Source organism: Pseudonocardia xinjiangensis, assembly GCF_012911925.1.
In the GTDB taxonomy this organism is placed as follows: Bacteria; Actinomycetota; Actinomycetes; order Mycobacteriales; family Pseudonocardiaceae; genus Pseudonocardia; species Pseudonocardia xinjiangensis.
In genome coordinates, this window is the sequence record NZ_JAAXKY010000039.1 from 18,227 (window position 1) to 41,185 (window position 22,959).

The window sequence follows — 22,959 nt, forward strand, 5'->3', positions numbered from 1 at the left end:
TTTGTCCATCATCTGTTTCCGCTGTCGACACGACGGGGACCACCGGCAAAGGAGCCGATGCATGTCCACCACACCCGAGGCCGCCCGTACGGACCCCTACACACTCACGCCGGAGGGGATCAAGGAACCGCCGGTGGGCTGGCGTGCCAGCTTCCGGTACCTCGGCCCCGGCCTGATCCTCAGCGCGTCCATCGTGGGGTCCGGCGAGCTGATCGTCACCACCACGCTCGGAGCCGAGGTCGGCTTCGCGCTGCTCTGGCTGGTCATCTTCAGCACGTTCGTGAAGGTCGCGGTGCAGGTCGAGCTCGCGCGGTGGACCATTGCCACCGGTCAGCCCGCTCTCACCGGCTACAACAGGGTGCCGCCCAGGCTCGGCCGGATGGGCTGGGTCAACATCCTCTGGATGGTGCTGGCGCTCACGAAGCTGCTCCAGCTGGGCGGCATCATCGGCGGCACCGCCGTCGCGTTCAGCATCCTGATGCCCATCGGTGGCGACTCGCTCGACTTCACGTCGCTGCTGATCTGGACCGTGTTCCTCGCGGTCGGCAGCATCGCCCTGCTCTACTCGAACAACTACTCGCTGATCGAGCGCGGCGCGGTCTTCCTCGTGGTGGTCTTCTCCTTCGTCACGATCCTCATCGCGTTGGGTCTCCCGCTGACCCCGTTCGCCTACAGCGCGGGCGACCTCGGCAGCGGCCTGACGTTCCTCATCCCCGCGGGGGCGCTCGGCGCCGCGCTCGCGATGTTCGGCATCACCGGTGTCGGGGCCGACGAGATCACCTTCTACACCTACTGGTGCATCGAGAAGGGCTACGCGCGCTGGACCGGCCCCAACGACGGCAGCGACGAGTGGGTGCGCCGCGCCAACGGCTGGATCCGCGTGATGTACAAGGACGCGCTGGTCTCCTGGGTGGTCTACACATTCGGCACGCTGGCCTTCTACCTCATGGGTGCGGCGGTGCTGCATCCCCAGGGCCTGGTCCCCGAGGGCAACGGGATGATCACCACGTTGTCGCGCATCTACACCGACACCCTCGGCGAGTGGGCGAACATTGTCTTCCTGCTCGGTGCCATCGCCGTACTCGGCTCGACGATGTGGGCCGCCATCCCCAGCTGGTCGCGCATGTACGTGAACCTGCTCGCGACGATGGGTGTGCTCGACTGGCAGGACCCGGTCGCCCGGCTCCGCTGGATCCGCGTCTTCACGGTGGTTCTGCCGGTCCTCTGGGCGGTGGCCTACCTGACGATCCAGTCGCCGGTGCTCATGGTGCAGATCGGCGGCGTCATGACCGGGGTCTTCCTCGTGGCAACGGTGGTGGCGGTCTGGTACCTGCGGCGCACCGAGACCGACCCGCGGCTCTACGGCGGTTCGGTCTTCAACGGGCTGCTCGTCGTCAGCAGCATCGCGATCGGGCTGCTCGGCGTGTACACCCTGCTGGAGGTCTTCGGGGTGGGAATCGGTTAGGGGGTGTCCCTCGGATCTTGGTCGATGAGAGCCGTGATCCAGGTGGTTCCTGGGGGCGCCGCTGGATCGCCCTCATACCGGGCGTATCCGGGCGGTTCGACGGTGTCGCCAGGGGCCGCCTGGGCGCGGCTATCGCGATTGAAGATCCGCGGGACACCCCCTAATCCTGACGGCAGGTCGCGCATCGGAGCGCGCAGTCAGACGGCTGCCCTTACGCTTGGTCGGGTGGAGGATGGAGGAGACCTCGCGGGCGCGGGGACGATGCACCCTGTATTGGATCTTCCCCAGGTGCTGGACCGCGCCCCCGCCGCGATACTGGTGATCGATCGGGAGCGACGGCAGGTCGTCTACGCCAACGCGGGGGCGGTGGAGCTCACGGGCAACCGGGTGCGGCTGCCCGTGGACATCGACCGCTGGGGGGATGCGGCGGGGCTCACCGACCTCGGCGGCAAGCGGATGAGCGACACGCGCTCACCGCTGTCTCTCGTGGCGAGCGGGATACCGGTCGCCGGGGAACCGGTGGCGGTGCACGACGCTGTGCGGCGCGGCTCCTCCGCCACCTGTGCCCAGCGGGAGGCCAGCGAGGGCAGGCTGCTGTGGGTCACCGGCTTCAGCCTCACCGGCGTGCCCGACGCCGTGGTGCCGTCCGACCTCGCCACCGAGGTGGACGGCCTCGCGCTGGTCGTGTTCCTCGAGGTCTCGGGGGCCGAGCACGCCGACCGGCGGCGGTTGGAGGCGCTGCGCGACCGGGCTGTCGTCGCCACGGACATGTCGTTCTCCATCACCGACCCCCGGCAGGACGGCGACCCGCTGATCTGGGTCAACCCGTCGTTCTCCCGGCTCACCGGCTACACCTACGAGGAGGTGGTCGGCCGCAACTGCCGGCTGCTGCAGGGGCCCAACACCGATGCGGCAGCGGTGCAGCGGATCCGCGAGGCCCTGCGGCGTCGTGAGCCCGTCACCGAGGTGCTGCTGAACTACCGGCGCGACCGCACCGCGTTCTGGAACCAGGTGTCGATCTCCCCGGTGTTCGACGGGGACGGCGAGCTGGTCAACTTCGTGGGCGTGCAGAACGACGTCACCGAGCGGGTGATGGTGGAGCAGGAGCGCCGGACCGCGCTGGCGGAGGCCGAGCACGCCCGCAGCGAGCTGCGCCTGCTGGCCGAGGCGACCACCCAGATGACCGGCGCGCTGAGCGTCACCGACGCGTGTGAGCGGCTCGTGCGCAGCCTGGTGCCGGGGCTGGCCGACCTCTGCGCCGTCGACCTGCTGGAACGGCCCGGCTCGGGGCCACCGCAACGCGTCGCCGTCGCGGCGAGGGAGCCCGCGGACGAGGAGCGCCTGCGCGAGCTGGGCCGGCTGCGCAACTACCACGCGGGCAGCGGCAGCGACACCGGGAGCGTGCTCGCCGGGGAGCGCCCTGTGCTCGTGTCGGAGCTCCCGGAGCGCGGCATCGACCGCTACCCCGACGACCCGGCGGCCGCGGCCGTGTACGACGTCCTGCGGCTCCGCTCGGTGATGGTGGTGCCCGTACGGGCCCGCGGCCGCGTGCTGGGCGCGCTCACCCTCGTCACCCAGCATCCGTACGGGCGCCGGTACGGAGCGCGGGACCTGCACCTGGCCACCGACATCGCCGGTCGGGCCGGGCTCACCGTCGACAACGCGCGGCTCTACGAGGTGGAGCACGCCGCTGCCGTCACGCTGCAGCGCAGCCTGCTGCCCGCCGTGCCCGAGGTCGAGGGTGTGCGGGTGGCGGCGCGCTACCTGGTCGGCGTCGACGGCAACCAGGTCGGTGGGGACTGGTACGACGTGCTGAACCTGCCCGGCGGGGCGCTCGGCCTGGCGGTCGGTGACGTGGTCGGGCACGACCTGCGGGCCGCGGCGGCCATGGGGCAGCTGCGCGGTGTGGTCCGGTCCTACGCCTGGGACGGGGGGTCACCCGGGTCGGTGCTGGATCGCTGCGACCAGCTCGTCCAGGGCCTGGAGATGGCGGCCATGGCCACCGCGGTGTACGCCCGGTTCGAACCGGTCGACGGCGGGAGCGACCGGCTGCTGCGGTACGCCAACGCCGGGCACCCTGCACCGCTGCTCCTCGGTCCGGACGGGAAGCTCGTGCGGCTCGACGAGCACAGCTCCCCGATGATCGGGGCCGTCCGGAGTTTCGGCAGGCCCGAGGGCCCCGGCCGCACCGAGGCCACGCTGCGCTGCCCGCCCGGGTCGATCCTGCTGCTCTACACCGACGGCCTCACCGACGTCGCCGGTGAGGACGCCGACGAGCGCACCGAACTGCTCGAACGGACGGTCGCCGCGATGCCGCCCGGCTCGGACCCGGAGGCCGTGGTCGAACAGGTACTGGAGGTCTGCATTCCCCCGCGACTCCGGGACGACGTGGCGTTACTCGCTGTGCGCCTCGACTGATCGACCGGATACTCCGAATCGCTGAACGGTTGAACCATTGGTCCGCCGACGGTTACCCGCTGGTAGAGGCCGTTGGCGTACTGCGGCGCGCCGCTTGTCGTTCGAGCTGCCGGGAAGCGAGCAGCTGTCAGAAGCCTACGGTTCAATTCTCAATAGAAAGAGAGGCGCCTCGGGGGGCGAGGGGTCAGCAAGCGTCTAGGGGGACGTTCTCGATGGTCGCGGTTTCGGAGATGCCATTCTCCGGACCGGTGACGGCACCGTCCGTCATCGGTCGAACGCCTGTGTCTACGCATCACCGGCGGGCTGTCGCCGTCGCGGTGAGCTCGATGGAGCTGCTGCGGCCGGAGTCCGACCTCGCGCGGCTGGTGGAGGAGTTCCCGCACGTCGATCTGCTGGTCGTCGGCGACGACGAACCGGTGGGAGCGGCCGTGGTCGAGGTGCTGGACGACTACGTCGACGGCTACGGCGACGCTCAGCATGACGACGTCCGCGACGAGATCGAGCGTCTGGGTCTGTCCGGCCTGCACCTGCACCGCCTGGGGCTGCGCACGCCGCTCGGCCTCTGGGCCGAGCACGACGTGGTTGCGGCGATCAGCGAACTGGTGGGCTTCGATCCCGAGCCGGGCGTGTACTGCCTGGCGCCGAACCCGGCTCCGTCCGACGCCGGCCGCACCGTGGTCAACCGGGCGGCGCAGCGCATCGCGCAGGTCTACGGCATCCCGCTGCTGCGCTACCGCTGCCTCGAGCTGTCCGTCGTGGGTGACGAGAGCGCCTGAGCGGACGACGAGGGGGGTGGCCCCGGCAGGACCGCCCCCCTCGATTCGACGGTGGTATCGCTCAGCTGGCGAGCGGTACCCCGCGCTGCTCCAGGATCACCCGGCGTTCCGACTCGGCGAGGCCGCCCCACACGCCGAACGGCTCGCGGGTCTGCAGGGCGAACTCCCGGCACTGTTCGATGACCGGGCAGCGGTGGCACACCGCCTTGGCCTGCGCGGTCCGACGAGCTCTCGACGGGTTGCGCTCCCCGTCCGGGTGGAAGAACACGGCGCTGTCCATTCCCCGACAGGTCCCCAAACGCTGCCACTGCCAGGCGTGGTCCATCGGGCCGGGAAGCCGGGATACGTCGCTCATCGTCACCTCTTGTCGTTCGTGCCCGACGCACCGGGCGATCGAGGTGCTAATCCCCGGCTGCTTGAGGGGCCAAACACCAAGATTCGGACACGAGTCGACCCCGGACGCGGCTCCGGCGCGGAAATCCGCCTCACCGCAGGCCCCCGAAGAGCGACTGCTCGGTCGTTCGAGCAGGTCAGGCCCCCCGTTGACTGTCCGTATCCCTGTTCCCACTCCGCAGCGGGGACTGCACCACTCGAACGAGTGTGATACAGGTCACGTATCGGACCAGGTCATCCGTTCAGCCTTACGTGGCGGACAACGCCTGCTCGACCGAGTCGTGGATGTCGAACAGCGGGACGAGCCCGGCGATCGTCAGCGGACGCAGCACGCGACGTGCGGTGCACGCCAGACGCAGCCCGACCCCGGCTGTGTGGGCCGCCTCTCGCACCTCGATCAGGACGGCCAGCCCGCTGGTGCCGAGGAAGGACACCCCGTCGAGCGCCAGAACCACCAGCTCAACGCCCGCCTCGGCGTCGAACTGCTCGACCACGGCGGTACGCAGCTGGGGTGAGGTGAGCATGTCGACCTCACCCCCGACCTCGATCACGACCTGGCCGGGCGAGGGGGTGGTGTGGCTGAGCGTGATCTGGTCGTCGACGTCGCCCCCACGCCGGGTCGAGGGCGGGTCGGACGGCAGGTTCTCACGAGTCTCGGACATCGACGCTCACGGTAGGACCCCGGTGGCGTGTGTGCCACTTCAGGCATCATCTTGTGCCCGGGCGAGTCGATGTCCTCCCTCGGGAGTGCGAACGGCTCGGCCCGTCCCGGCCAGGTGCTCCAGCAGTGGCACGGCCACCCGGCGGCTCGTGCCGAGGGCCTGGCGGGCCGCGCTCAGCGTGAACTCGGGGCCGAGGCCCGCCAGCACCTCCACCGCGCGTGAGTCGGCGCCGGGAAGCAGCACGACGCCGTCCGCGAGCCGGATCAGCTCGCCCGCCCTGACGAGTGACGCGAGCTGGCGTGGCCCCAGGCCGAGCTCGGTCAGCCGGCCGGCCTCGGGTGCGGCGAACGGGCTGCGCTCCAGATCGGTGCGCAGCGCGTCCATGGCGGCGCGGACCGGAGCAGGCAGGGAGCGCGCAGCGGAGCGCACGACCCGCCCGTCGCGCAGCGCCAGGCCCGGGTCGGGGCCTGCCTGGGCAGCGTGCCGCAGCACGGCCTCGACCAGGCGTGGTTCGGGGAGCCCGGCGGCGCGCCGTGCGGCTTCGGTGGGCAGTCCGGGGTCGAGTGGGTCCGCGTTGTCGTGGTCCGTCACCGCGGCCACCAGCGTCGCAGCGATCTCGGTGGCCCGTGCCGGGTCCACCAGCCAGCCGGCTGCCCCGGGGGCCCTGTGCGCGGTCGTGTCGAGGTCGGCGGCGGTGACGCCCATGGCGAGCAGCTCCGCCCGCCGTGCGAAGCCCCGGCGGCCCAGCTCGGCTGCGGCCGACGCGACGCCGGTCATGGTGGCGAGCTCGCCGGCACGCCGGGCGGCGGCGCCCCGGCGGCGCAACGGCGGCGGCCGCACGTCCAGCACGGTCACCCCGGCGGTGACCAACCGGCGTCCGGGGTCGCGCAGCACCGCGCGGTCGCCGATCCGCAGCGGGAGGGGGTGGCGCAGCCGCAGCCGCACGGTGTCGGGGCCGAGCGGGCGGACCCGGGCCGTGACGGCCGCGGCGCCGATGTGCAGGCTCAGCTCCTCGGGCAGCTCGCCGGCGCCGGTGGAGCCGGCGGCCCGCACCTCGTGCAGGCGCACGTCGAGCAGGTCGGTGGCGAGCCAGGCGCCGGGTGTGAGCAGCGCGTCGCCGCGCGTCACGGCCTCCCGTGGCAACCCGCGCAGGTTCACCGCCACCCGGGACACACCGCGCGTCTCCGGGACGGCCGCGCCCAGGCTCTGCAGGGCACGGACGCCCACGCTCCGGACGCCGTCGGCCGTGGCGAGCTCCAGCTCGTCGCCCACCCGGATGCGGCCGGCGCCGAGAGTGCCGGTGACGACGGTGCCGGCGCCGCGGATGGTGAACGCCCGGTCCACCCAGAGGCGGACGTCCGCCGCGACGTCCGGGGCCGGCAGGGCACTGACGAGGTCGTCCAGCGCGCGGCGCAGCTCGTCCATGCCGGCTCCGGTGGCGGCCGAGACGCAGACCGTGCGCAGCCCGGCCAGTGGCGTGCCCGCCAGGTGCTCCAGTGCCTCGTCGCGGGCCAGCTCCGGTTCCATCAGGTCGCTGCGGGTGATGACCAGCAGACCGTCCCGCACACCGAGGGCGCAGAGCGCGTCGACGTGCTCAGCCGACTGGGGCATCCACCCCTCGTCGGCGGCCACCACGAGCAGCACGGCGGGCACCGGCCCGACCCCGGCCAGCATGGTCGTGACGAAGCGTTCGTGGCCGGGGACGTCGACGAACGCCACCGTGGCTCCCGACGGGAGCTCCGTCCAGGCGAAACCCAGGTCGATGGTCATGCCGCGGCGGCGTTCCTCGGCCCACCGGTCCGGCTCCATCCCGGTGAGCGCGCGGACCAGCGTCGACTTGCCGTGGTCGACGTGCCCGGCGGTCGCCACCACGGCCGGGGCCCCCGTGTTACCGGGCACGACCTGCTCCCACGGCGAGCACCGCGGCGGCGAGCTCCTGGTCCGCCTCCACGGGCAGGGCTCGCAGGTCGAGCAGGCAGCGGCCGTGCTCGACCCGGCCGAGCACCGCGGGCTCGCCTGCCCGCAGAGCGGCCGCGTAACGCTCGGGCAGGGCAACCGCGGCGCTGGCGAGAGTGACGCCGGGCGCGCCACCGCCCCCCACGGTGGCGGCGGACCCGACCGCGGTGGCCTCGACACCGGCGGCGGTGAGCGATCCGGCCAGCCTCTCGGCCCGGCCGCGCAGGACGGCCGGGTCGGCGTCGAGGGCGGCCCGGGTGGGGGAGACGGGGCCGCGGAGGGTGGCCTCGAACGCCGCCAGGGTGAGCTTGTCCACCCGCATCGCCCTGGCCAGCGGGTGGCGCCGGATCCGCTGCACGAGCTCGGCCCCCTCACCGGGGGCACCGAGCAGCAGTCCGGCCTGCGGGCCCCCGAGCAGCTTGTCGCCCGACGCCGTGACGAGCGTGGCGCCTGCGGCGAGCGCACCTGCCGCGTCGGGCTCGTCGGGCAGCAGCGGGTGCGGGGTGAGCAGCCCGGATCCGATGTCGGCCACCACCGGCACCCCGAGGCCGGTCAGCTCCTCGATACCGACGGAACGGGTGAACCCGGTGACGACGAAGTTCGACGGGTGCACCTTGAGGATCAGCGCGGTGTCGTCACCCACCGCGGCGGCGTAGTCGGCGCGGCTCACCCGGTTGGTGGTGCCGACCTCCCGCAGGCGCGCGCCGGTGGCCGTGAGCAGGTCGGGGATGCGGAACCCGTCACCGATCTCCACGAGCTCCCCGCGGGCGATGACGATCTCCCGGCGCCCGTCACCACCACCGGCGGCCAGCGTGACGGCCACCAGGGCCAGCGCGGCGGCGCCGTTGTTCACCAGGTGCGCCGCGGCGGCCCCCGGGACGGCCGAGAGCAGGGCGTCGATGGCGGCGTTGCCGCGGGGGCCCCGTCCGCCGGTGCCGAGGTCGAGCTCGACGTCGCAGGTCCCGGCGGCCAGGTCCAGCGCCGCGCGGGCGGCGGCGGAGAGCGGGGCGCGGCCGAGGTTGGTGTGCAGCAGCACCCCGGTGGCGTTCAGCACCGGCCGCAGCCCGGTAGCGGTGTCCGGCAGGGAGGCGAGCACGGCGCCGACCACGGCCTCGTGGTCGACCGGCAGCTCGCCCCGCCGGGCGCGGTCCTGCGCGGCGGCGACCGTCGCCTTCACGAGGTCACGGCCGAGCCGGTCCACCGCGGCGGCGATGCGTGGTTCGGCGAGCACCGTGTCGGTGCGCGGTACCCCGCGGCGCGGGTCCACCCTGGTCACTGCAGCACCCTACGACCAGGCGTCGCGGCCCGTATCCCGAGCGGTGCGTGGCCGGGGGCGCAGGTCAGCCGACGGTCGACCGCTCGCGCGGCGTGGGCCGTGCGGTGCGGCTCTCCGCGTCCCCCTCGGCGTCGTTGGCGAATGCCGTGGAGTCCGGGTTGGTGCTCAGCTCGGTGCCGAGCAGCTTGTGCAGCCTGCCCATCTCGGTGCGCACGCCCTCGTGCAGCGTCCCGAGGCGCCGCAGCTCCTGCTCGGCCACCTCGCGCCGGCGCTTGAGGTCCTGCTCGCTGCGCTGGCGCACCTCGTCGGCGCGGTTCTGGGCCTCGTTGAGCACCGCGTCGGCGGCGTGCCGGGCGTCGTCGGTGATGCGGGCGGCGTCGTCGCGGGCGGCCGCGAGGGTGGCGGCGGCCTGCTGCTCGCGCTCCTGCAGGGCCACGTTGCGCTGGGTCGCCTCCTGGTCCAGCTCGGCCGACCGGGCGATCAGCGCCTGCTCCACCTCGTGCCGGTGCCGCTCGGCGTCGGCACGGGCCTGCTCGACCAGGGCGGTGGCCTCGTTGGCGGCGCGGTTGCGGACGTCGGCGGCCTCGCGCTCGGCAAGGCGGAGGATCTTCTCGGCGCGGAACCCGAAGCTCTCCTGGGACATGGGCGCCTCGCCCTGGGCCGCCGCACGGGCCCGCATCTCCTTCTCGGTGGCGCGGGCGTGCTGCTCGGCGCCCTGGCGCGCTGCCTCGGCGGTGGCCAACCGGTCCCGGAGCTCCCGCATCTGTGCGTCGACCTGGTCGCGGTCGTACCCGCGCCGGACCACGTCGAACGAGGCCCCGCCGGGGGACGGACTGCTGCTTCCGGCGCTCTGCACGTTCGGGATGCCGTGAGCGGAGTTCTGGGAGCTGATCGTCACGGCGCGTAGCCTGTTCGTCCGAACGGGCGAGTTCTACGAACGATCGGTGGACGGGCGATTTGGTGCGATGGGCGGTTTCACCCGTTCCGTCCCACCTGCTGCCGCCGTCCGGGCGACCTAGTCTCTGAGCATGTCCGACGCCACGATCGTCCGCCGTCTCACGCAGTTCAGCCACGGTGCGGGGTGCGCGTGCAAGCTCGCACCGGGAGACCTCGCGCAGGTGCTGCGCACGCTGACCCCGCAGAGCCATCCGGACCTGCTCGTCGGCACCGAGACCGGTGACGACGCGGCCGTGTGGCGGCTGGACGCCACCCGCGCGCTGGTGGCCACCACCGACTTCTTCACCCCGCTGGTCGACGACCCGCGCACCTGGGGCCGGATCGCCGCCCAGAACGCGGTGTCGGACGTGTACGCGATGGGTGGGCGCCCGCTGTTCGCGCTGAACCTCGTGGCGTGGCCCTCGTCGGAGCTGCCGACGTCGATGCTCGCCGAGGTGCTGGCCGGCGGGGCGGAGATCGGCGCGGAGAACGGGTTCGCGGTCGTCGGCGGCCACAGCGTGGACGACCCGGAGCCCAAGTACGGGCTCGCCGTGGTGGGCGAGGTGCACCCCGACCGGATCCTCACCAACGCCGGCCTGCGCGACGGGGACGTGCTGGTGCTCACCAAGGCACTCGGGGTCGGGGTCGCCACCACCGCGATCAAGGCGGGCACGGCGTCGGCCGACGTGCAGGAGGCGGCGATCGCGTCGATGACCACGAGCAACGCCGCCGCCGCGGCGGCCGCTGTGGCAGCGGGTGCCACCGGCTGCACCGACGTCACCGGGTTCGGGCTGCTCGGGCACCTGTCGAAGATGACGGCCGCGTCCGGCGTCGACGTGGAGATCGACGTGGCGGCGGTTCCGTTCCTGCCCGGTACGCGCGAGCTCGCCGAGGCCGGGACGATCCCGGGCGGCACGCGGCGCAACCGGGACTGGGTGGCGCCGTCGGTGGATCCCGGCCGGTTCGCGGAGCTGGACGTCCTGCTGCTCGCCGACGCCCAGACCTCCGGCGGCCTGCTGTTCGGGGCCGCCCCGGAGCAGGCGGCGGCGGCCGTGGCCCAGCTGGGCCACCCGGCCGCGGTGATCGGCCGGGTGCATCGGGGTACGGGCCGTATCGCCCTGCGCTGAACCCGACCTGCGCCGGCCGGCACCCGGGGCTCAGCCGCCCCAGATGTCCTCCAGGAACCGGTTCGAGCTGCGGAGCCCGGCCAGCCAGGCCGCGGCGTCCGCCGCTCCCGCGCTCGTGCGGTCCATGAAGATCTGCTGCAGTGCGGTCCGCACGGCGGGCGCCATGGTGCCGGCGTTGCCGCAGACCAGCACCACACCGTCCTCCTGCAGGAGCTGCCACACCTCGGCGGCGCAGTCGACCATCGCGTCCTGGACGTACCGGCAGCGCCCGTCCGCCCGCGAGAAGGCGTTCTCCACCCGCACCACGCCCTGCTGCTCGAACCGCTGCAGCTCGTCGGCGTAGAGCAGGTCGCTGTCCGCGCGGCGGCAGCCGAAGAACAGCAGCGACCGCGCGATCGGTACCCCCTGTTCCTGCAGGACCGCCCGCTCCTGCAGGAACCCGCGGAACGGCGCGAGACCCGTTCCGGCGCCGACCATGATCATCGGCACGTGCGGGTTCTCCGGCGGCCGGAACGGGATCGACGGCTCGCGGACGAACACGAAGGCCGTGCCCTTCTCGGGCACGGCCGCCAGGTGCCCCGAGCAGACGCCGGTGAAGGTGCCCACCCCCGACCGGGCCGGCCCGCGGAGCACGCCCGCGGTGATGCTGGCGACCCCCGCGTCCGCCATCGGCGACGAGGAGATCGAGTAGTAGCGCGGGCGCAGCGGCGGCAGCATGTCGAGGAACACCTCGAACGGCACCTCGCAGGCCGGGAACGCGTCGAGCAGGTCGAGCACCGACCGGTTGGGCTCGTACACGTGCTCGGTGTAGGCGGCGTGGGACTGCTCGTCGTCGCCGGTCAGGGACTCGAGCTGGGCCTTCTGCCCCGGATCGGTGGTGTAGCGGGCGAGGGTCTCGATGTCGTCGCGGGCGGCCACGTCCTGCAGCTCGACGCAGCTGCCGAGCACCCCGAGCAAGGGCGCAGGCTCCTCGATCGGCAGGTGGGTGTGTGAGCCGCTGCGGGGGATGATCGTGACGTACTGCCCGGCGTCCAGCCCGAAGCGCGTCATCACCCGGCGGATCAGGTCGATGTTGTTGCGCGGGAGCACGCCGAGGTGGTCACCGGCGCGGTAGACCATCTCCGGCGGCAACGCGATCTCGACGTGGCGGGTGGAACGCTCCGCCGGCTTGCCGTTGCTGCCCAGCAGCAGCTCACGGTTCTCGGTGATCCGTCCCGGGCGGGCCCGGTAGGACATGATCACCGGGTTGGTCAGCTGCCGGTTGGTCAGCGTGATCGCCAGCCGTGGACCGGTGTCGACCGCGGCACCGACCTCGGCAGGCAGGTCGAGCGCGGCGGCGAGGTCGGACCAGAGGTCGCCGTGCCAGTCGCGGTACTGCGCGTCGAAGTCCCCGGCGGCGTTGCCCTCGCCCCTGCGGTGCACGCGGCGCCCGCCGTGGGCCTCGAGCTGCTCGTCCAGCATCGTGGGCACCGACTGGTAGGTGCTGGCCCACTCCGTGTTGCCGCAGCCGAAGACGCTGTACGTGACGCCGTCGGCGGCACCGTCGCCCGCGCCGCTGATCCAGCGGCAGAACGCGGCCGCGTTGTCCGGCGGGGTCCCGTTGTAGGACGAGGACACGACCACCGCGGCTCCGCCCGCGGGCAGGTCGTCGACGTGGTCGTCGAGCGCGCCCAGCGTCACGTCGAAGCCGCGTTCCGCGCCCTCCTGCGCCAGCCGCGTGGCGATGCCCTCGGCCGTACCGAGGTTCGAGCCGAACAGCACCGACAGCGGGGTGCCGTGCCGGGCCACCACCGGGGCGGGCGCCGCGGCCGGCGCCGCGGCGGCGGACCCGGTCAGCGCGTCCGCGTCGGCAGCCGCCGGCGGCGCCGCCCGCTCGATGCGCACGTCGGTGCGGGGCCGGACCTGGATGCGGAAGTCGTCCGGCTTGACGGTCAGCGTCGTCTTGGTCTTCAGCTGGTAGTTCAGGTGGTCGACGAGCTCGAACCGCTGCAGCAGCATGCCGAGCACGAGCACGGCCTCCTGCAGCGCGAACTGCCGCCCGATGCAGGCCCGCTGGCCGGTGCCGAAGGGCTTGTAGACGTTCGGAGGGAGCTGGGAGAACCGCTCCGCCGCCATGTGGTCCGGGTTGAAGTCGTGGGCGTCGGGACCCCACACCGACTCCTGGCGTTGCAGCGCCGGGATCACCACGGTGAGCGTCGTGCCTGCGGGGATCGCGTACCGGCCGCCGATCACGGTGTCCTCGTACGGGGTGCGGCTGAAGGCGGGTGCCGTGGGCCAGAGCCGCAGCGTCTCGTCGAGCACCTGCCGGATGTAGCGCAGCCGCTGCACCTGCTCGAACGTCGGCCACGCCGAGGTGCCGAGCACCTCGTCGGCCTCCGCGCGCGCCCGGTCCATCGCCGCCGGGTCCTTGAGGAGGTAGTTGACGGCGAAGGAGAGCAGCCCCGATGTCGTCTCGTGGCCGGCGATGAGGAACGTGATGCACTGCGCGCGGATGTTGGCGTCGGGCAACCCCTCCCCGCTCTGCTTGTCCACGCCGACGAGCATCCGGCCGAGCAGGTCGGTGGTGTCGGCGGCGTCGCCCTGGGCGCGGCGCTCGGCGATGAGGTCGTCGACCAGGTTGTCCATGAAGGCCTGGTCCTCCTCCGCCTGGCGCTGGGCCCGGATCCGCAGCCGCGACTGGAGCTTCAGCTGCCGGGTCCGGGTCTGGGCCTCGGTGAGGGTGCGGACCATCGCCTCGACGAAGGGGTGCGGGGTGTCGCGGTAGAACGAGTTGAACCGGTAGCCGAACCCGCACAGCGCGATCGTGTCGAGCGTCAGACGGGTCATGTCCGCGGGTACGTCGACGTCCTCACCCGGGTTGAGCCGTCCCCACTTCTCCATCAGCTGGTCGGCGATGTCGAGCATCTTCGGCATGTAGTCGCGCATCGCCTGCAGGCTGAACGGCGGCATCAGGATGTTGTGCGCGCGGTGCCACAGCGGGTCGTCGGTGCTGGAGGTGAACAGCCCGTTCGACAGGCCGCCCCGGCGCAGGTTCGACAGCCCGCCGCCGACCTGCTTGTCGAACCGCTGGTCGTCGCAGATCTCGTCCACGAGCTCGGGGCCGGACACGAACAACCGCACGCCACCGGGGACGGTGAGCTTGTACAGCGGCCCGTACTCGTCGGCCATCCGTATCAGCGCGTCGATGGGGTGAGCGGCGTCGAGGTCGAAGACGTTGCCCAGCAGCGGGATCCCGCGGGGGCCGGGGATCTCGTCGATGCCGATCGGTGCGTTCATGGTGTCCCTTCTGTCGGCGGGCGCACCAGCAGCAGGATGCTCACGGCGAGCACCCAGGCTGGGAACACCAGCAGGATTCCGGGGTGGTAGGTCACGCTGACCAGCAGGAACGCCGCGATGACGTAGCTCAGCGCGGCTACCCACCGCGGCAGGAGCCCGGCGGTCCAGGCCAGCCTGGTTGTCGTGATCATGTACATGCCGGCGGCCCGGACGCCGTAGACGAAGACCATCGCGTAACCGACGGCCGACAGGGCGCGGGCGACGTCGGGCGGTGGCAGGGGGGCGGGGGAGAGCTGTGACAGCAGGGCCACCGCCCCGACGGCGGCCGCTCCGGTGAAGAGCGTGCCGACGAACAGGACGCCCGAGGCCAGCTGCAGCCAGTGCGGGATCTGCGACCACGACCCCGGCCGGAGCACCTGCAGCAGCGTCCGGGTCGCGATCATGTGCCAGAGACCGGCGATGCCCGCGAACGGGACGATGTAGAGGCCCAGCGCGACCAGCACGTCCCGGGAACCGGCCGTGTAGAACGCGACGTAGTCCGAGTCCGGCGCGGAGAGCCCCGGAACCTGGTGGACCAGCACCAGGCCGGCGGTGAACAGCAGCGCGAACACCACCCCCGACACCCCGGCCATCCGGGCGTGCCCCGCGCCGCGCGCGTCGGCGGTGGTGGGCCCGTCCGTGGTGCCGTCCGTCGTGGTCACGATCGTCCGTCGCGCCGCTGACCGCATCGAGGCTCCTCGCGGGACCGGACCGCGTCACAGTCGACTTCTGCATGACCGGCTGGTCATTGAAACGATACGTCCCGTAACTGGTCCTACGGGCGTCCCCGGGCCTGGTCAATGGCTCGGCGGGAAGTTGGGCCGTTGGTGGGGTGCACCACCGGGCGGCGGTAATCAGCGGCGACCCGTGCCGGGCGCCGTCGGCAGGGACTAGCGTCGCGAGCCGTGCCCGATCCCGTCGACCGCTCCTGCAGCCACACCCGCGCCTGGGTGAACGAGGCGATCAGGCTCGTGGAGGCCGATGCCAACCGGTCGGCCGACACGCATCTGCATCCGTTCCCGCTGCCTGCGGAGTGGGGGATCGAGGTCTACCTCAAGGACGAGTCGGTGCACCCGACCGGAAGCCTCAAGCACCGGCTCGCCCGCTCACTGTTCCTCTACGCGCTGGTGAACGGCTGGATCGTCGAGGGCACCACGGTCGTGGAGGCGAGCTCGGGATCCACCGCCGTGTCGGAGGCGTACTTCGCCGGCCTCATCGGGGTGCCGTTCGTGGCGGTGATGCCGAGGTCCACCAGCCCGCAGAAGATCGCGCTGATCGAGCGGTACGGCGGCCGCTGCCACTACGTGGACCGCGCACCGGCGATGTACGAGGAGGCGCAGCGGCTCGCCGCGGAGTGCGGCGGGCACTACATCGACCAGTTCACCTACGCCGAGCGCGCCACCGACTGGCGGGGCAACAACAACATCGCCGAGTCGATCTTCGGTCAGCTCGCACTGGAGCGCTACCCGATCCCCGAGTGGATCGTCATGGGAGCGGGCACCGGGGGTACCTCCGCGACGATCGGCCGCTACCTGCGCTACCGCCGCCATCCGACGCGGCTCGCCGTCGTCGACCCGGAGAACTCCGCGTTCTTCCCCGGCTGGACCACGGGTGCGGCGGACTACGGCACCGGGATGCCCTCGCGCATCGAGGGCATCGGCAGGCCGCGGATGGAGCCGAGCTTCGTCCCCACCCTGATCGACCTGATGATCCCGGTACCGGACGCGGCCAGCGTGGCCGCGGCGCGGCACCTGCACGCCGTCACCGGCCGCTTCGCGGGTGGCTCGACGGGCACCAACCTGTGGGGCGTATGGCACCTGGTGGCGCGGATGCGCGACGCCGGGGTGCGCGGCAGCGTCGTCACGCTGATCTGCGACGGCGGGGAGCGCTACCGGCACAGCTACTACGACGACGGCTGGGTGGCGGCGCAGGGGATGGATCTTCCGCCCTACACGGCGGCGATCGAGCGGTTCCTCGCGACCGGGGAGTGGGCGCCCCCACCGACCTGACCGGCCGGGGGCGACCCGCTACTGGCGCAGGTCGGCGCCGATGCCCGTGAGGGACCGGACCTCCATCTCCTTCTGCACGTCGGAGCTCTCGTTGCGGCCACCGAGCATCGTTCCGAACCAGCCGCAGAAGAACGAGAACGGGATCGAGATGATGCCGGGGTTGTTCAGCGGGAACACGTGGAAGTCCACCATCGGGAAGATCGACGTGGGGCTGCCCGACGTCACCGGCGAGAACGCGATCAGCAGCAGGCAGGAGCCGAGGCCGCCGTACAGGCTCCACAGGGTGCCCATGGTGTTGAACCGTTTCCAGAACAGCGCGTACAGGATCGTCGACAGGTTCGCCGACGCGGCCAGCGCCAGCGCCAGCGCCACGAGGAACGCCACGTTCTGCCCGTTCGCCAGGATCCCCCCGAGTATCGCCAGCACGCCGAGCACGACGGCGGCGATCCGGGCGACCCGGACCTCCCGGCGCGGGTTGGTCCGCCCGCGCTTGATGATGTTGGCGTACACGTCGTGGGCGAAGGACGCCGACGCGGCGAGCGTCAGCCCTGCCACGACCGCCAGGATCGTCGCGAAGGCCACTGCCGAGACGATGCCCAGCAGCACCGGCCCGCCGATGGCCAGCGCCAGCAGCGGCGCCGCCGAGTTCTCGCCGCTCGGAGCCGCGAGGATGGCCCGGGAGCCGACGAGCGCGCCTGCGCCGTAACCGATCACCAGCGTGCACAGGTAGAACACGACCATCGTGCAGACGGCCCACACCACCGAGCGGCGGGCCTGGACGGCGTTGGGCACCGTGTAGAACCGGATCAGCACGTGCGGCAGGCTGCAGATCCCCAGCACGAGCGCCAGTGCCAGGGAGACGAAGTCCAGCTCGTTGTGTCCGTACTGGGTGCCCGGCGCCAGTATCGCGTCGCCGAGCGGGTTGTTGGCGACGGCCTTCTCGAGGATCGCGGAGAAGCTGAAGCCGAACTGGCCCATCAGGAACACCGTGATCGTCGTGACGCACAGCAGCAGGAGCACGGCCTTGACGATCTGCACCCATGTGGTGCCCTTCATGCCGCCGACCAGCACGTAGAAGATCATGATCAGGCCGACGATCGCGATGACGACCGACTGGCCGGTGCGGTCGGTGATGTTGAGCAGCAGCGCGACGAGCCCGCCGGCCCCGGCCATCTGCGCCAGCATGTAGAAGAACGAGATCACCAGCGTGGAGAGCGCGGCAGCGGCCCGCACCGGACGCTGACGCATCCGGTAGGCGATGACGTCGCCCATCGTGAACCGGCCGGTGTTGCGCAGGAGCTCGCCGATCAGCAGGAGCCCGACCAGCCAGGCCACGACCCAGCCGACGGAGTACACGAACCCGTCGTAGCCGTGCACCGCGATGCTGCCGGCGATGCCGAGGAACGAGGCCGCCGACAGGAAGTCGCCCGACAGCGCGATGCCGTTCTGGGCGCCGGTGAAGCGGGAGTCGGCCGCGTAGTAGTCCGCGGTGGAGGTGCTCCCGCGGCTCACGCGGTAGACGAGCGCCAGTGTGGCCACCGCGAACACCGCGAAGACGCCGATGTTCGCCATCGGGTTGCCGGTCGGGGTTGCGACCGCTGCGACGTTCACGCCGGTCCCTCTCCGGCCAGGGCGCGCACCAGTCTGACCTGGGGGTCCAGGTTGCGCTTGGCGTACCGGTGGTAGATGAACGTGATCGCCAGCGTGGTGACGAACTGGCCCAGGCCCAGCAGCATGCCGACCGTGACCAGGCCGACGACCCGCCTGCCCATGAAGTCGTGGGCGTAGGCCGCCAGCAGGACGAAGATGAGATACCAGCCCAGGAACGCGAACGTCATCGGGAACACGAACCGGCGCAGCCTGGTGCGGAGCTCGGAGAACTCGCGGCTGCAGTGGATGGCCGCGTAGTCCACCCGTCGCGAGGGCGGGGGCACCTCGTGTTCCGGTTCGGGGGTGGGTCCGGTGCCCCACAGGGTGGGGGCGACGGCGGGTTGGTCCCGCCCGAAGTCTCCGGCCCGTATGCCGGGAGAGTGGTACGTCGCACGCCCCGCCCCGGTCGAGTGCCGACGTCGGGGACCTGTCGCTCGGGTCAATGTTCCTCCAGACGGAGTCCTTTGCTGCGACGGTGCAACAGCCGTAGGCGTCACGGTGGGTGATATCACAGACGGGCCGGGCTAGGCCGATCGGAGTAGCGGCAATCCGGAGCCGCCGTCACCGGCTGGTGCCCCGCGTCAACGGGCCGGTGGGAGACGGGGCACGGCAGTACGGGCCCGGCACCGCATCGAGCGCCCAGCGGGTGCGCCCCACGGCCGGACGGGGCGCTGCTCGTCCCCGGCCGCAGGTAGACCCCCGGATTTGCGGTATCGGGCCGGCGATCCGGGCCCGGGGTGATCAAGCACTCAACGCGATATTCGCCCCCGATTGGGCATCTCACCGGCTTCTTCCGATCAATCACCTCAGCGATCGGATGACCGTCTCGTACGTGTCGCTCCGCGTTCATCTCCCGGCCGTGTCGATCGGCGAACGTGACGACCGGCCACCACCCGGTCGGGTGAATCGACCGGCCACGTACGTGACAGGGAGAACATCCATGACGAACGGAATGTCCCGCCGCGGCTTCTTGCGCGGGACCGCCGCTGCAGGTGCCGGAGTGGTCCTGCTGGGCGCGAGCGAGGTCCTGCTCACCGCGCCGAACGCCGCAGCGGCACCGGCGCCGGCAGGCGCGGGATACGGGCCGCTGGTGGCCGACCCGGCCAAGCGCCTCGCCCTCCCGAAGGGCTTCACCTACTCGGTCGTCACCGAGGCCGGCGTGACCCGGCTGGAGTCCGGCGAGTTCACCCCGAGCAACCACGACGGCACTGGCGCCTTCACGGGCAAGGGGGGTGGCACGGTGCTCGTCAACAACCACGAGCTGGGCGGCGCGCTCGCCGACACCCCGCTGCCGGTGCCGCACCTCGAGGGCCTCACCTACGACCCGGGCAGCGCGGGCGGCTGCACGATCATCGAGACCGACAAGGACGGCAAGCGCGTCCGCGAGTTCGTCGGGATCGCGGGCACCGCCCAGAACTGCGCCGGCGGCATCACGCCCTGGAACACCTGGCTGACCTGCGAGGAGACCGAGGGGCTCGCCGGCTCCGGCGGCCGCACCAAGGACCACGGGTACGTGTTCGAGGTCGACCCGTTCGACCAGGCTGCGAACCGTGACCCGCAGCCGATCAAGGCGCTCGGCCGGTTCGCCCACGAGGCCGCCGTGGTGGACCCGAAGTCGGGCAACATCCTGCTCACCGAGGACGCGGGCGACCCCAACGGCCTGCTCTACCGGTGGGAGGCGCCGAAGAAGTTCAAGCCCAAGAAGGGCGGGCTCCGGGAGCTCGGCCCGACCGACGGCGTGCTCGCCGCCATGCGCTGCACCGACAAGGCAGGCGCCTTCGTCGACGACCTGTCCCGCGCCACCGAGATCGGCACCACCTACGGCGTCACCTGGACGACGGTGCCCGACCGCGACGCCCGCACCACGTCGGTCCGCAAGCAGTTCACCGGCGACCAGGTGACCCGCGGGCACAAGCTCGAGGGCGCCTGGTGGGCCGACAACGGTGCGTACATCGTCACGAGCTACGCGCGTGAGGACAGCCCGGTTCCCCACGACGGGCAGGTGTGGTTCTACGACCCCAAGCGTGAGACCTTCACGCTGAAGGTGCGCTTCGGCGTCAACCCGAACCCCGACCAGGACGGCGCGTTCGACGGCCCGGACAACATCACCGTCTCCCCGTGGGGCGGCCTGATCGTGGCCGAGGACGGCGAGGGTGTGCAGCACCTCGTCGGCGTCACGGACGGCGGGGACCCGTTCCCGCTGGCGCGCAACGAGCTCGGCAACGGCAGCGAGTTCACCGGCCCGGTCTACTCGCAGGACAAGAAGATCCTGTTCGGCAACATCCAGACCCCGGGGATCATGTTCGCGATCAGCGGCCCCTGGAAGAAGCAGCACTAGCCGCGGCGCCCCGCCCCACCCCGGCAAGTTGCAGCAAAGCCACTTTCATGCAACCACGTTGCGTGAAAGTGGCTTTGCTGCAATGCGTGGGGGCCAGCGGGGGCGGGGGGAGCCTGCCGTCGCGGGTACCGGGCGGCCTTCCAGGCTCGCCGCCGCCGCGAGCAGCTTGAGCTCGTCGCCCGGGCGGCCGACGAGCTGCACACCCACCGGCGCGCCCCGCACGGTCACGGGGGCGACCACGGCGGGCAGGCCGGCCAGGTTCCACGCCTGCGTGTACGGGACGCGGGCGGCGGACACCAGCACGGTGGGCAGGTAGCGCCGGTTCTGCAGGGCGCCGGCCCGCAGGGGCGGCCCGGCCACCGCCGGGCTGAGCAGCAGGTCGTGGCCGCCCGCGTCGAGCCAGTCGAGGAACCGGCCGCGCCACGCGGCGGCCGCGGCCGGGTCGGGCATCCGCATCCGCTGCACCCGCCGTCCCTTGCGGACCACGGTGGCGGTGCGTCGCTCCACCTTCCGCTCGTCGAGGCCGAGGTCGGCGAACTCGTCGGCGATGCCCGCGTGCCAGCGCCGCGTCCACTGCGTGACGAGGGTGTGTGAATAGGGCGGATCGGCGAGGGTGACGGTCGCGCGGTTCGGACCCGCGCGGAGGCGGGCGGCCGCGCCGACAGCGGCGGCCCTGTGGTCGGGGTGCAGCCGTCCGACCGGCGACGGGTGGCGCAACGACAGTGCGATGCGCGCCGGCCCGCCGTAGGCGACGCCGTCGTCCCCGGCCTCGCCGCCCCCGCGGAGCACCGCGAGCATCAGCGCGGCGTCACTCGCGGTGCGGGCCATCGCGCCCGTGGCCGTGAGCCCGCGCCAGTGCTGCTCGGCCCCGCCGGGCAGCGGCACCACGCCCGCTCCGGGCTTGACCCCCACGAGGCCGCAGTACGCCGCCGGGATGCGGATGGAGCCGCCGCCGTCGGTGCCCAGCGCCAGCACGGCCATCCCCGCCGCCACGGCCGCGGCGCTGCCGCCGCTCGACCCGCCGGGATCCAGCGCAGGGTCCAGCGGGTTGCAGGTGACCCCGAACGCCGAGTGCGTGAACCCCCAGATCGCGAGCTCGGGCATCTTGGTCTTGCCGATCACGACGGCGCCGGCGGCGCGCAGCCGCTTGACCAGATCGTCGTCGCGCCGGGCCGGCTCGGCCGAGGTGGCCACCGAGCCGTGCCGGGTGGGATACCCCGCGACGTCGATGTTGTCCTTGATCGCCACCGGCACCCCGGCCAGTGGCAGGGCGAAGCGGTCCGACCGCGTGTCGACGGCTCCCGCCTCGGCGAGCACCCGCTCCGGGTCGTGCTCCTGGAACGCGCCGACCGAGGGCTCGCGGTCGGCGATCCGGGCCAGATGGGCTCGGGCGACGTCGGCCGCGCTGAGGCGCCCGTCGTGCACACGCGCCGCGATCTCGGCCGCGGTGAGCGCGGTCACGTCGAGGGCCATCCCTCCACCATCGCACCGATTAGGCGTTGTCCGTGGTAGACCCGCCGGAGCAGCCGACCGGCGCGACGCCGGGCGATCGCCCGGTCAGCTGCGGGGGACGGGGGAGGTGGCTCCGTCGGCGGCCAGCCAGCTGCCCTCGTGGTGCGCCTGCTCACCACGGGCCTTGCGCTCGCGCTGCGGGGCGATGACGTGCTGGGGGTCGGCGGCCGACGCCATCCCCGCCTCGAACACCGCGAACCGGGTGGCCAGCGATCCCGCTGCGAGGGCCGCGCCGGAGGCGACGGCAGCCACGCGGCCGCGCCGCCCGCCCAGCGCGGCGAGCACCGCACCCAGCCCGCCCGCGGCGGTGAGGGCCCGGGACAGCCGGTTCCATCGGCCCGCCTTCCCCTCGCGGTACGCCCCGACGACGTTGCCGGGGATCGGCTCGAGCCGCCGCTCCAGCATCTCGCCGGCGGCGAGCTCGGCCGCTGCTCCGGCCACGGCGAGCCGCACCATCGGCAGGCGCTCCCGCCTGGCGGCCCCGGTGAGCCCGGTGATCGCCAGCTGTGCGCCCGCACCAGCCGCGGCGCCGCTGGCCGCGAACAGCACCGGCAGCTCGCCCCGGGCCTCGTGCCACGCCGGTATCGCCGTGTCCGCCAGCAGGACGCCGGTGTAGCTCGCCAGCGGCGGACCGAGGAACGCGGCGCCCCACCCGGCGAGCCTGCCGAGCCCCGGCGCGATGCCGGTGAGCTCGGAAGCCGCGGAGGCCGACGCCAGCGCGGCGAACGGGCTGAGGATCCACGAGCCGATCGACAGCGGCGACGTCGGCTTGATCACCCGCAGCATGTTGAGGAAGCGGGTGGGACGGCCGAGGTCGTGGACGAGCGCGACGGTGCCCAGCATCGCCCCGCCGGTGGCGACGAGCCGGCCGCCGCGGCGCAGGACGGGCCGGCCGGTGGCGTCGCCGAGCGCCGCGACCACCGCCGACGTCCCGGCCATGCCACCCACCCACAGGTAGAGCGGCACGTCGGGGTTCTTCCACGTCGGCTTCTTGAGGATGGGCCGCCCGTAGTAGGAGACGAACTCCGCCTCGGGGACCATTGAGCCCTTGATGCGTTTGCGACCCCGCCGCTCGCGCCTGCCGACGCCGCCGTTGCCCGCCACGTCCGTCTCCTTCATCGGGCCG

Annotated in this window: 17 protein-coding genes; 6 read left to right on the forward strand and 11 right to left on the reverse strand. The window is 72.6% G+C overall.

What is annotated here, in order from left to right:
• The first annotated feature begins 61 nt into the window (after positions 1-61).
• The 3 genes from HF577_RS14215 (at position 62) to HF577_RS14225 (ending at position 4,659) form a co-directional block, all read left to right on the forward strand.
• The gene (locus HF577_RS14215) at positions 62-1,465 is read left to right on the forward strand and encodes an Nramp family divalent metal transporter (protein ID WP_169396309.1); all 1,404 of its coding nucleotides are present in this window, start codon (positions 62-64) and stop codon (positions 1,463-1,465) included.
• A 225-nt stretch (positions 1,466-1,690) separates the two neighbouring features.
• Positions 1,691-3,883 carry a SpoIIE family protein phosphatase gene (locus tag HF577_RS14220; RefSeq protein ID WP_169396310.1) on the forward strand — a complete coding sequence of 731 codons (2,193 nt, stop codon included), beginning with the start codon at positions 1,691-1,693 and terminating at the stop codon, positions 3,881-3,883.
• Positions 3,884-4,209: 326 nt separating this feature from the next.
• Positions 4,210-4,659 (forward strand): hypothetical protein, encoded by a 450-nt coding sequence (locus HF577_RS14225; RefSeq protein ID WP_169396311.1) that lies wholly within the window; start codon positions 4,210-4,212, stop codon positions 4,657-4,659.
• A gap of 61 nt (positions 4,660-4,720) precedes the next feature.
• On the opposite strand, the gene HF577_RS14230 is transcribed toward HF577_RS14225, so the two are convergent.
• The 5 genes from HF577_RS14230 to HF577_RS14250 all read right to left on the reverse strand — a co-directional run bounded on the left by HF577_RS14230 (position 4,721) and on the right by HF577_RS14250 (position 9,844).
• The gene (locus HF577_RS14230) at positions 4,721-5,014 is read right to left on the reverse strand and encodes a WhiB family transcriptional regulator (RefSeq protein WP_169396312.1); all 294 of its coding nucleotides are present in this window, start codon (positions 5,012-5,014) and stop codon (positions 4,721-4,723) included.
• 286 nt (positions 5,015-5,300) lie between these two features.
• Entirely contained in the window at positions 5,301-5,714 is a 414-nt protein-coding gene (locus tag HF577_RS14235) for an STAS domain-containing protein (protein ID WP_169396313.1), read from the reverse strand.
• A gap of 39 nt (positions 5,715-5,753) precedes the next feature.
• Entirely contained in the window at positions 5,754-7,613 is a 1,860-nt protein-coding gene (selB, locus tag HF577_RS14240; protein ID WP_312859128.1) for a selenocysteine-specific translation elongation factor, read from the reverse strand.
• Entirely contained in the window at positions 7,603-8,946 is a 1,344-nt protein-coding gene (gene selA / locus HF577_RS14245; protein ID WP_312859129.1) for an L-seryl-tRNA(Sec) selenium transferase, read from the reverse strand. The genes selB and selA overlap by 11 nt, the downstream gene beginning before the upstream one ends.
• A gap of 64 nt (positions 8,947-9,010) precedes the next feature.
• Complete coding sequence (locus tag HF577_RS14250) at positions 9,011-9,844, reverse strand: coiled-coil domain-containing protein (RefSeq protein ID WP_169396314.1); 834 nt, start codon at positions 9,842-9,844, stop codon at positions 9,011-9,013.
• Between the two features lie 130 nt (positions 9,845-9,974).
• Here HF577_RS14250 and selD point away from each other — a divergent pair, with 130 nt between their 5' ends.
• Entirely contained in the window at positions 9,975-11,009 is a 1,035-nt protein-coding gene (gene selD, locus HF577_RS14255) for a selenide, water dikinase SelD (protein WP_169396315.1), read from the forward strand.
• Between the two features lie 30 nt (positions 11,010-11,039).
• Here selD and HF577_RS14260 read toward each other — a convergent pair whose 3' ends face one another.
• Together HF577_RS14260 and HF577_RS14265 are read right to left on the reverse strand one after the other, a co-directional pair.
• Positions 11,040-14,285 (reverse strand): bifunctional cytochrome P450/NADPH--P450 reductase, encoded by a 3,246-nt coding sequence (locus HF577_RS14260; RefSeq protein ID WP_169396316.1) that lies wholly within the window; start codon positions 14,283-14,285, stop codon positions 11,040-11,042.
• Positions 14,282-14,986, reverse strand: coding sequence for a hypothetical protein (locus HF577_RS14265; protein WP_169396317.1), 705 nt, complete (start codon positions 14,984-14,986; stop codon positions 14,282-14,284). The genes HF577_RS14260 and HF577_RS14265 overlap by 4 nt, the downstream gene beginning before the upstream one ends.
• 243 nt (positions 14,987-15,229) lie before the next feature.
• On the opposite strand from HF577_RS14265, the gene cds1 reads away from it, so the two are divergent.
• Complete coding sequence (gene cds1 / locus HF577_RS14270; RefSeq protein ID WP_169396318.1) at positions 15,230-16,333, forward strand: L-cysteine desulfhydrase Cds1; 1,104 nt, start codon at positions 15,230-15,232, stop codon at positions 16,331-16,333.
• An 18-nt stretch (positions 16,334-16,351) separates the two neighbouring features.
• Here the strand turns inward: cds1 and HF577_RS14275 are convergent, their stop codons facing one another.
• Positions 16,352-17,905, reverse strand: a complete 1,554-nt coding sequence (locus tag HF577_RS14275; RefSeq protein ID WP_169396331.1) for a solute symporter family protein — start codon at positions 17,903-17,905, stop codon at positions 16,352-16,354.
• Between the two features lie 35 nt (positions 17,906-17,940).
• Positions 17,941-18,267 carry a DUF485 domain-containing protein gene (locus HF577_RS39250; RefSeq protein ID WP_312859130.1) on the reverse strand — a complete coding sequence of 109 codons (327 nt, stop codon included), beginning with the start codon at positions 18,265-18,267 and terminating at the stop codon, positions 17,941-17,943.
• Between the two features lie 656 nt (positions 18,268-18,923).
• On the opposite strand from HF577_RS39250, the gene HF577_RS14285 reads away from it, so the two are divergent.
• Positions 18,924-20,321 carry an alkaline phosphatase PhoX gene (locus HF577_RS14285; protein ID WP_169396319.1) on the forward strand — a complete coding sequence of 466 codons (1,398 nt, stop codon included), beginning with the start codon at positions 18,924-18,926 and terminating at the stop codon, positions 20,319-20,321.
• Between the two features lie 45 nt (positions 20,322-20,366).
• Here the strand turns inward: HF577_RS14285 and HF577_RS14290 are convergent, their stop codons facing one another.
• Together HF577_RS14290 and nrfD are read right to left on the reverse strand one after the other, a co-directional pair.
• Positions 20,367-21,794 (reverse strand): amidase, encoded by a 1,428-nt coding sequence (locus HF577_RS14290; protein WP_169396320.1) that lies wholly within the window; start codon positions 21,792-21,794, stop codon positions 20,367-20,369.
• 84 nt (positions 21,795-21,878) lie between these two features.
• The gene (nrfD, locus tag HF577_RS14295) at positions 21,879-22,952 is read right to left on the reverse strand and encodes an NrfD/PsrC family molybdoenzyme membrane anchor subunit (RefSeq protein ID WP_169396321.1); all 1,074 of its coding nucleotides are present in this window, start codon (positions 22,950-22,952) and stop codon (positions 21,879-21,881) included.
• Positions 22,953-22,959: the final 7 nt, after the last annotated feature.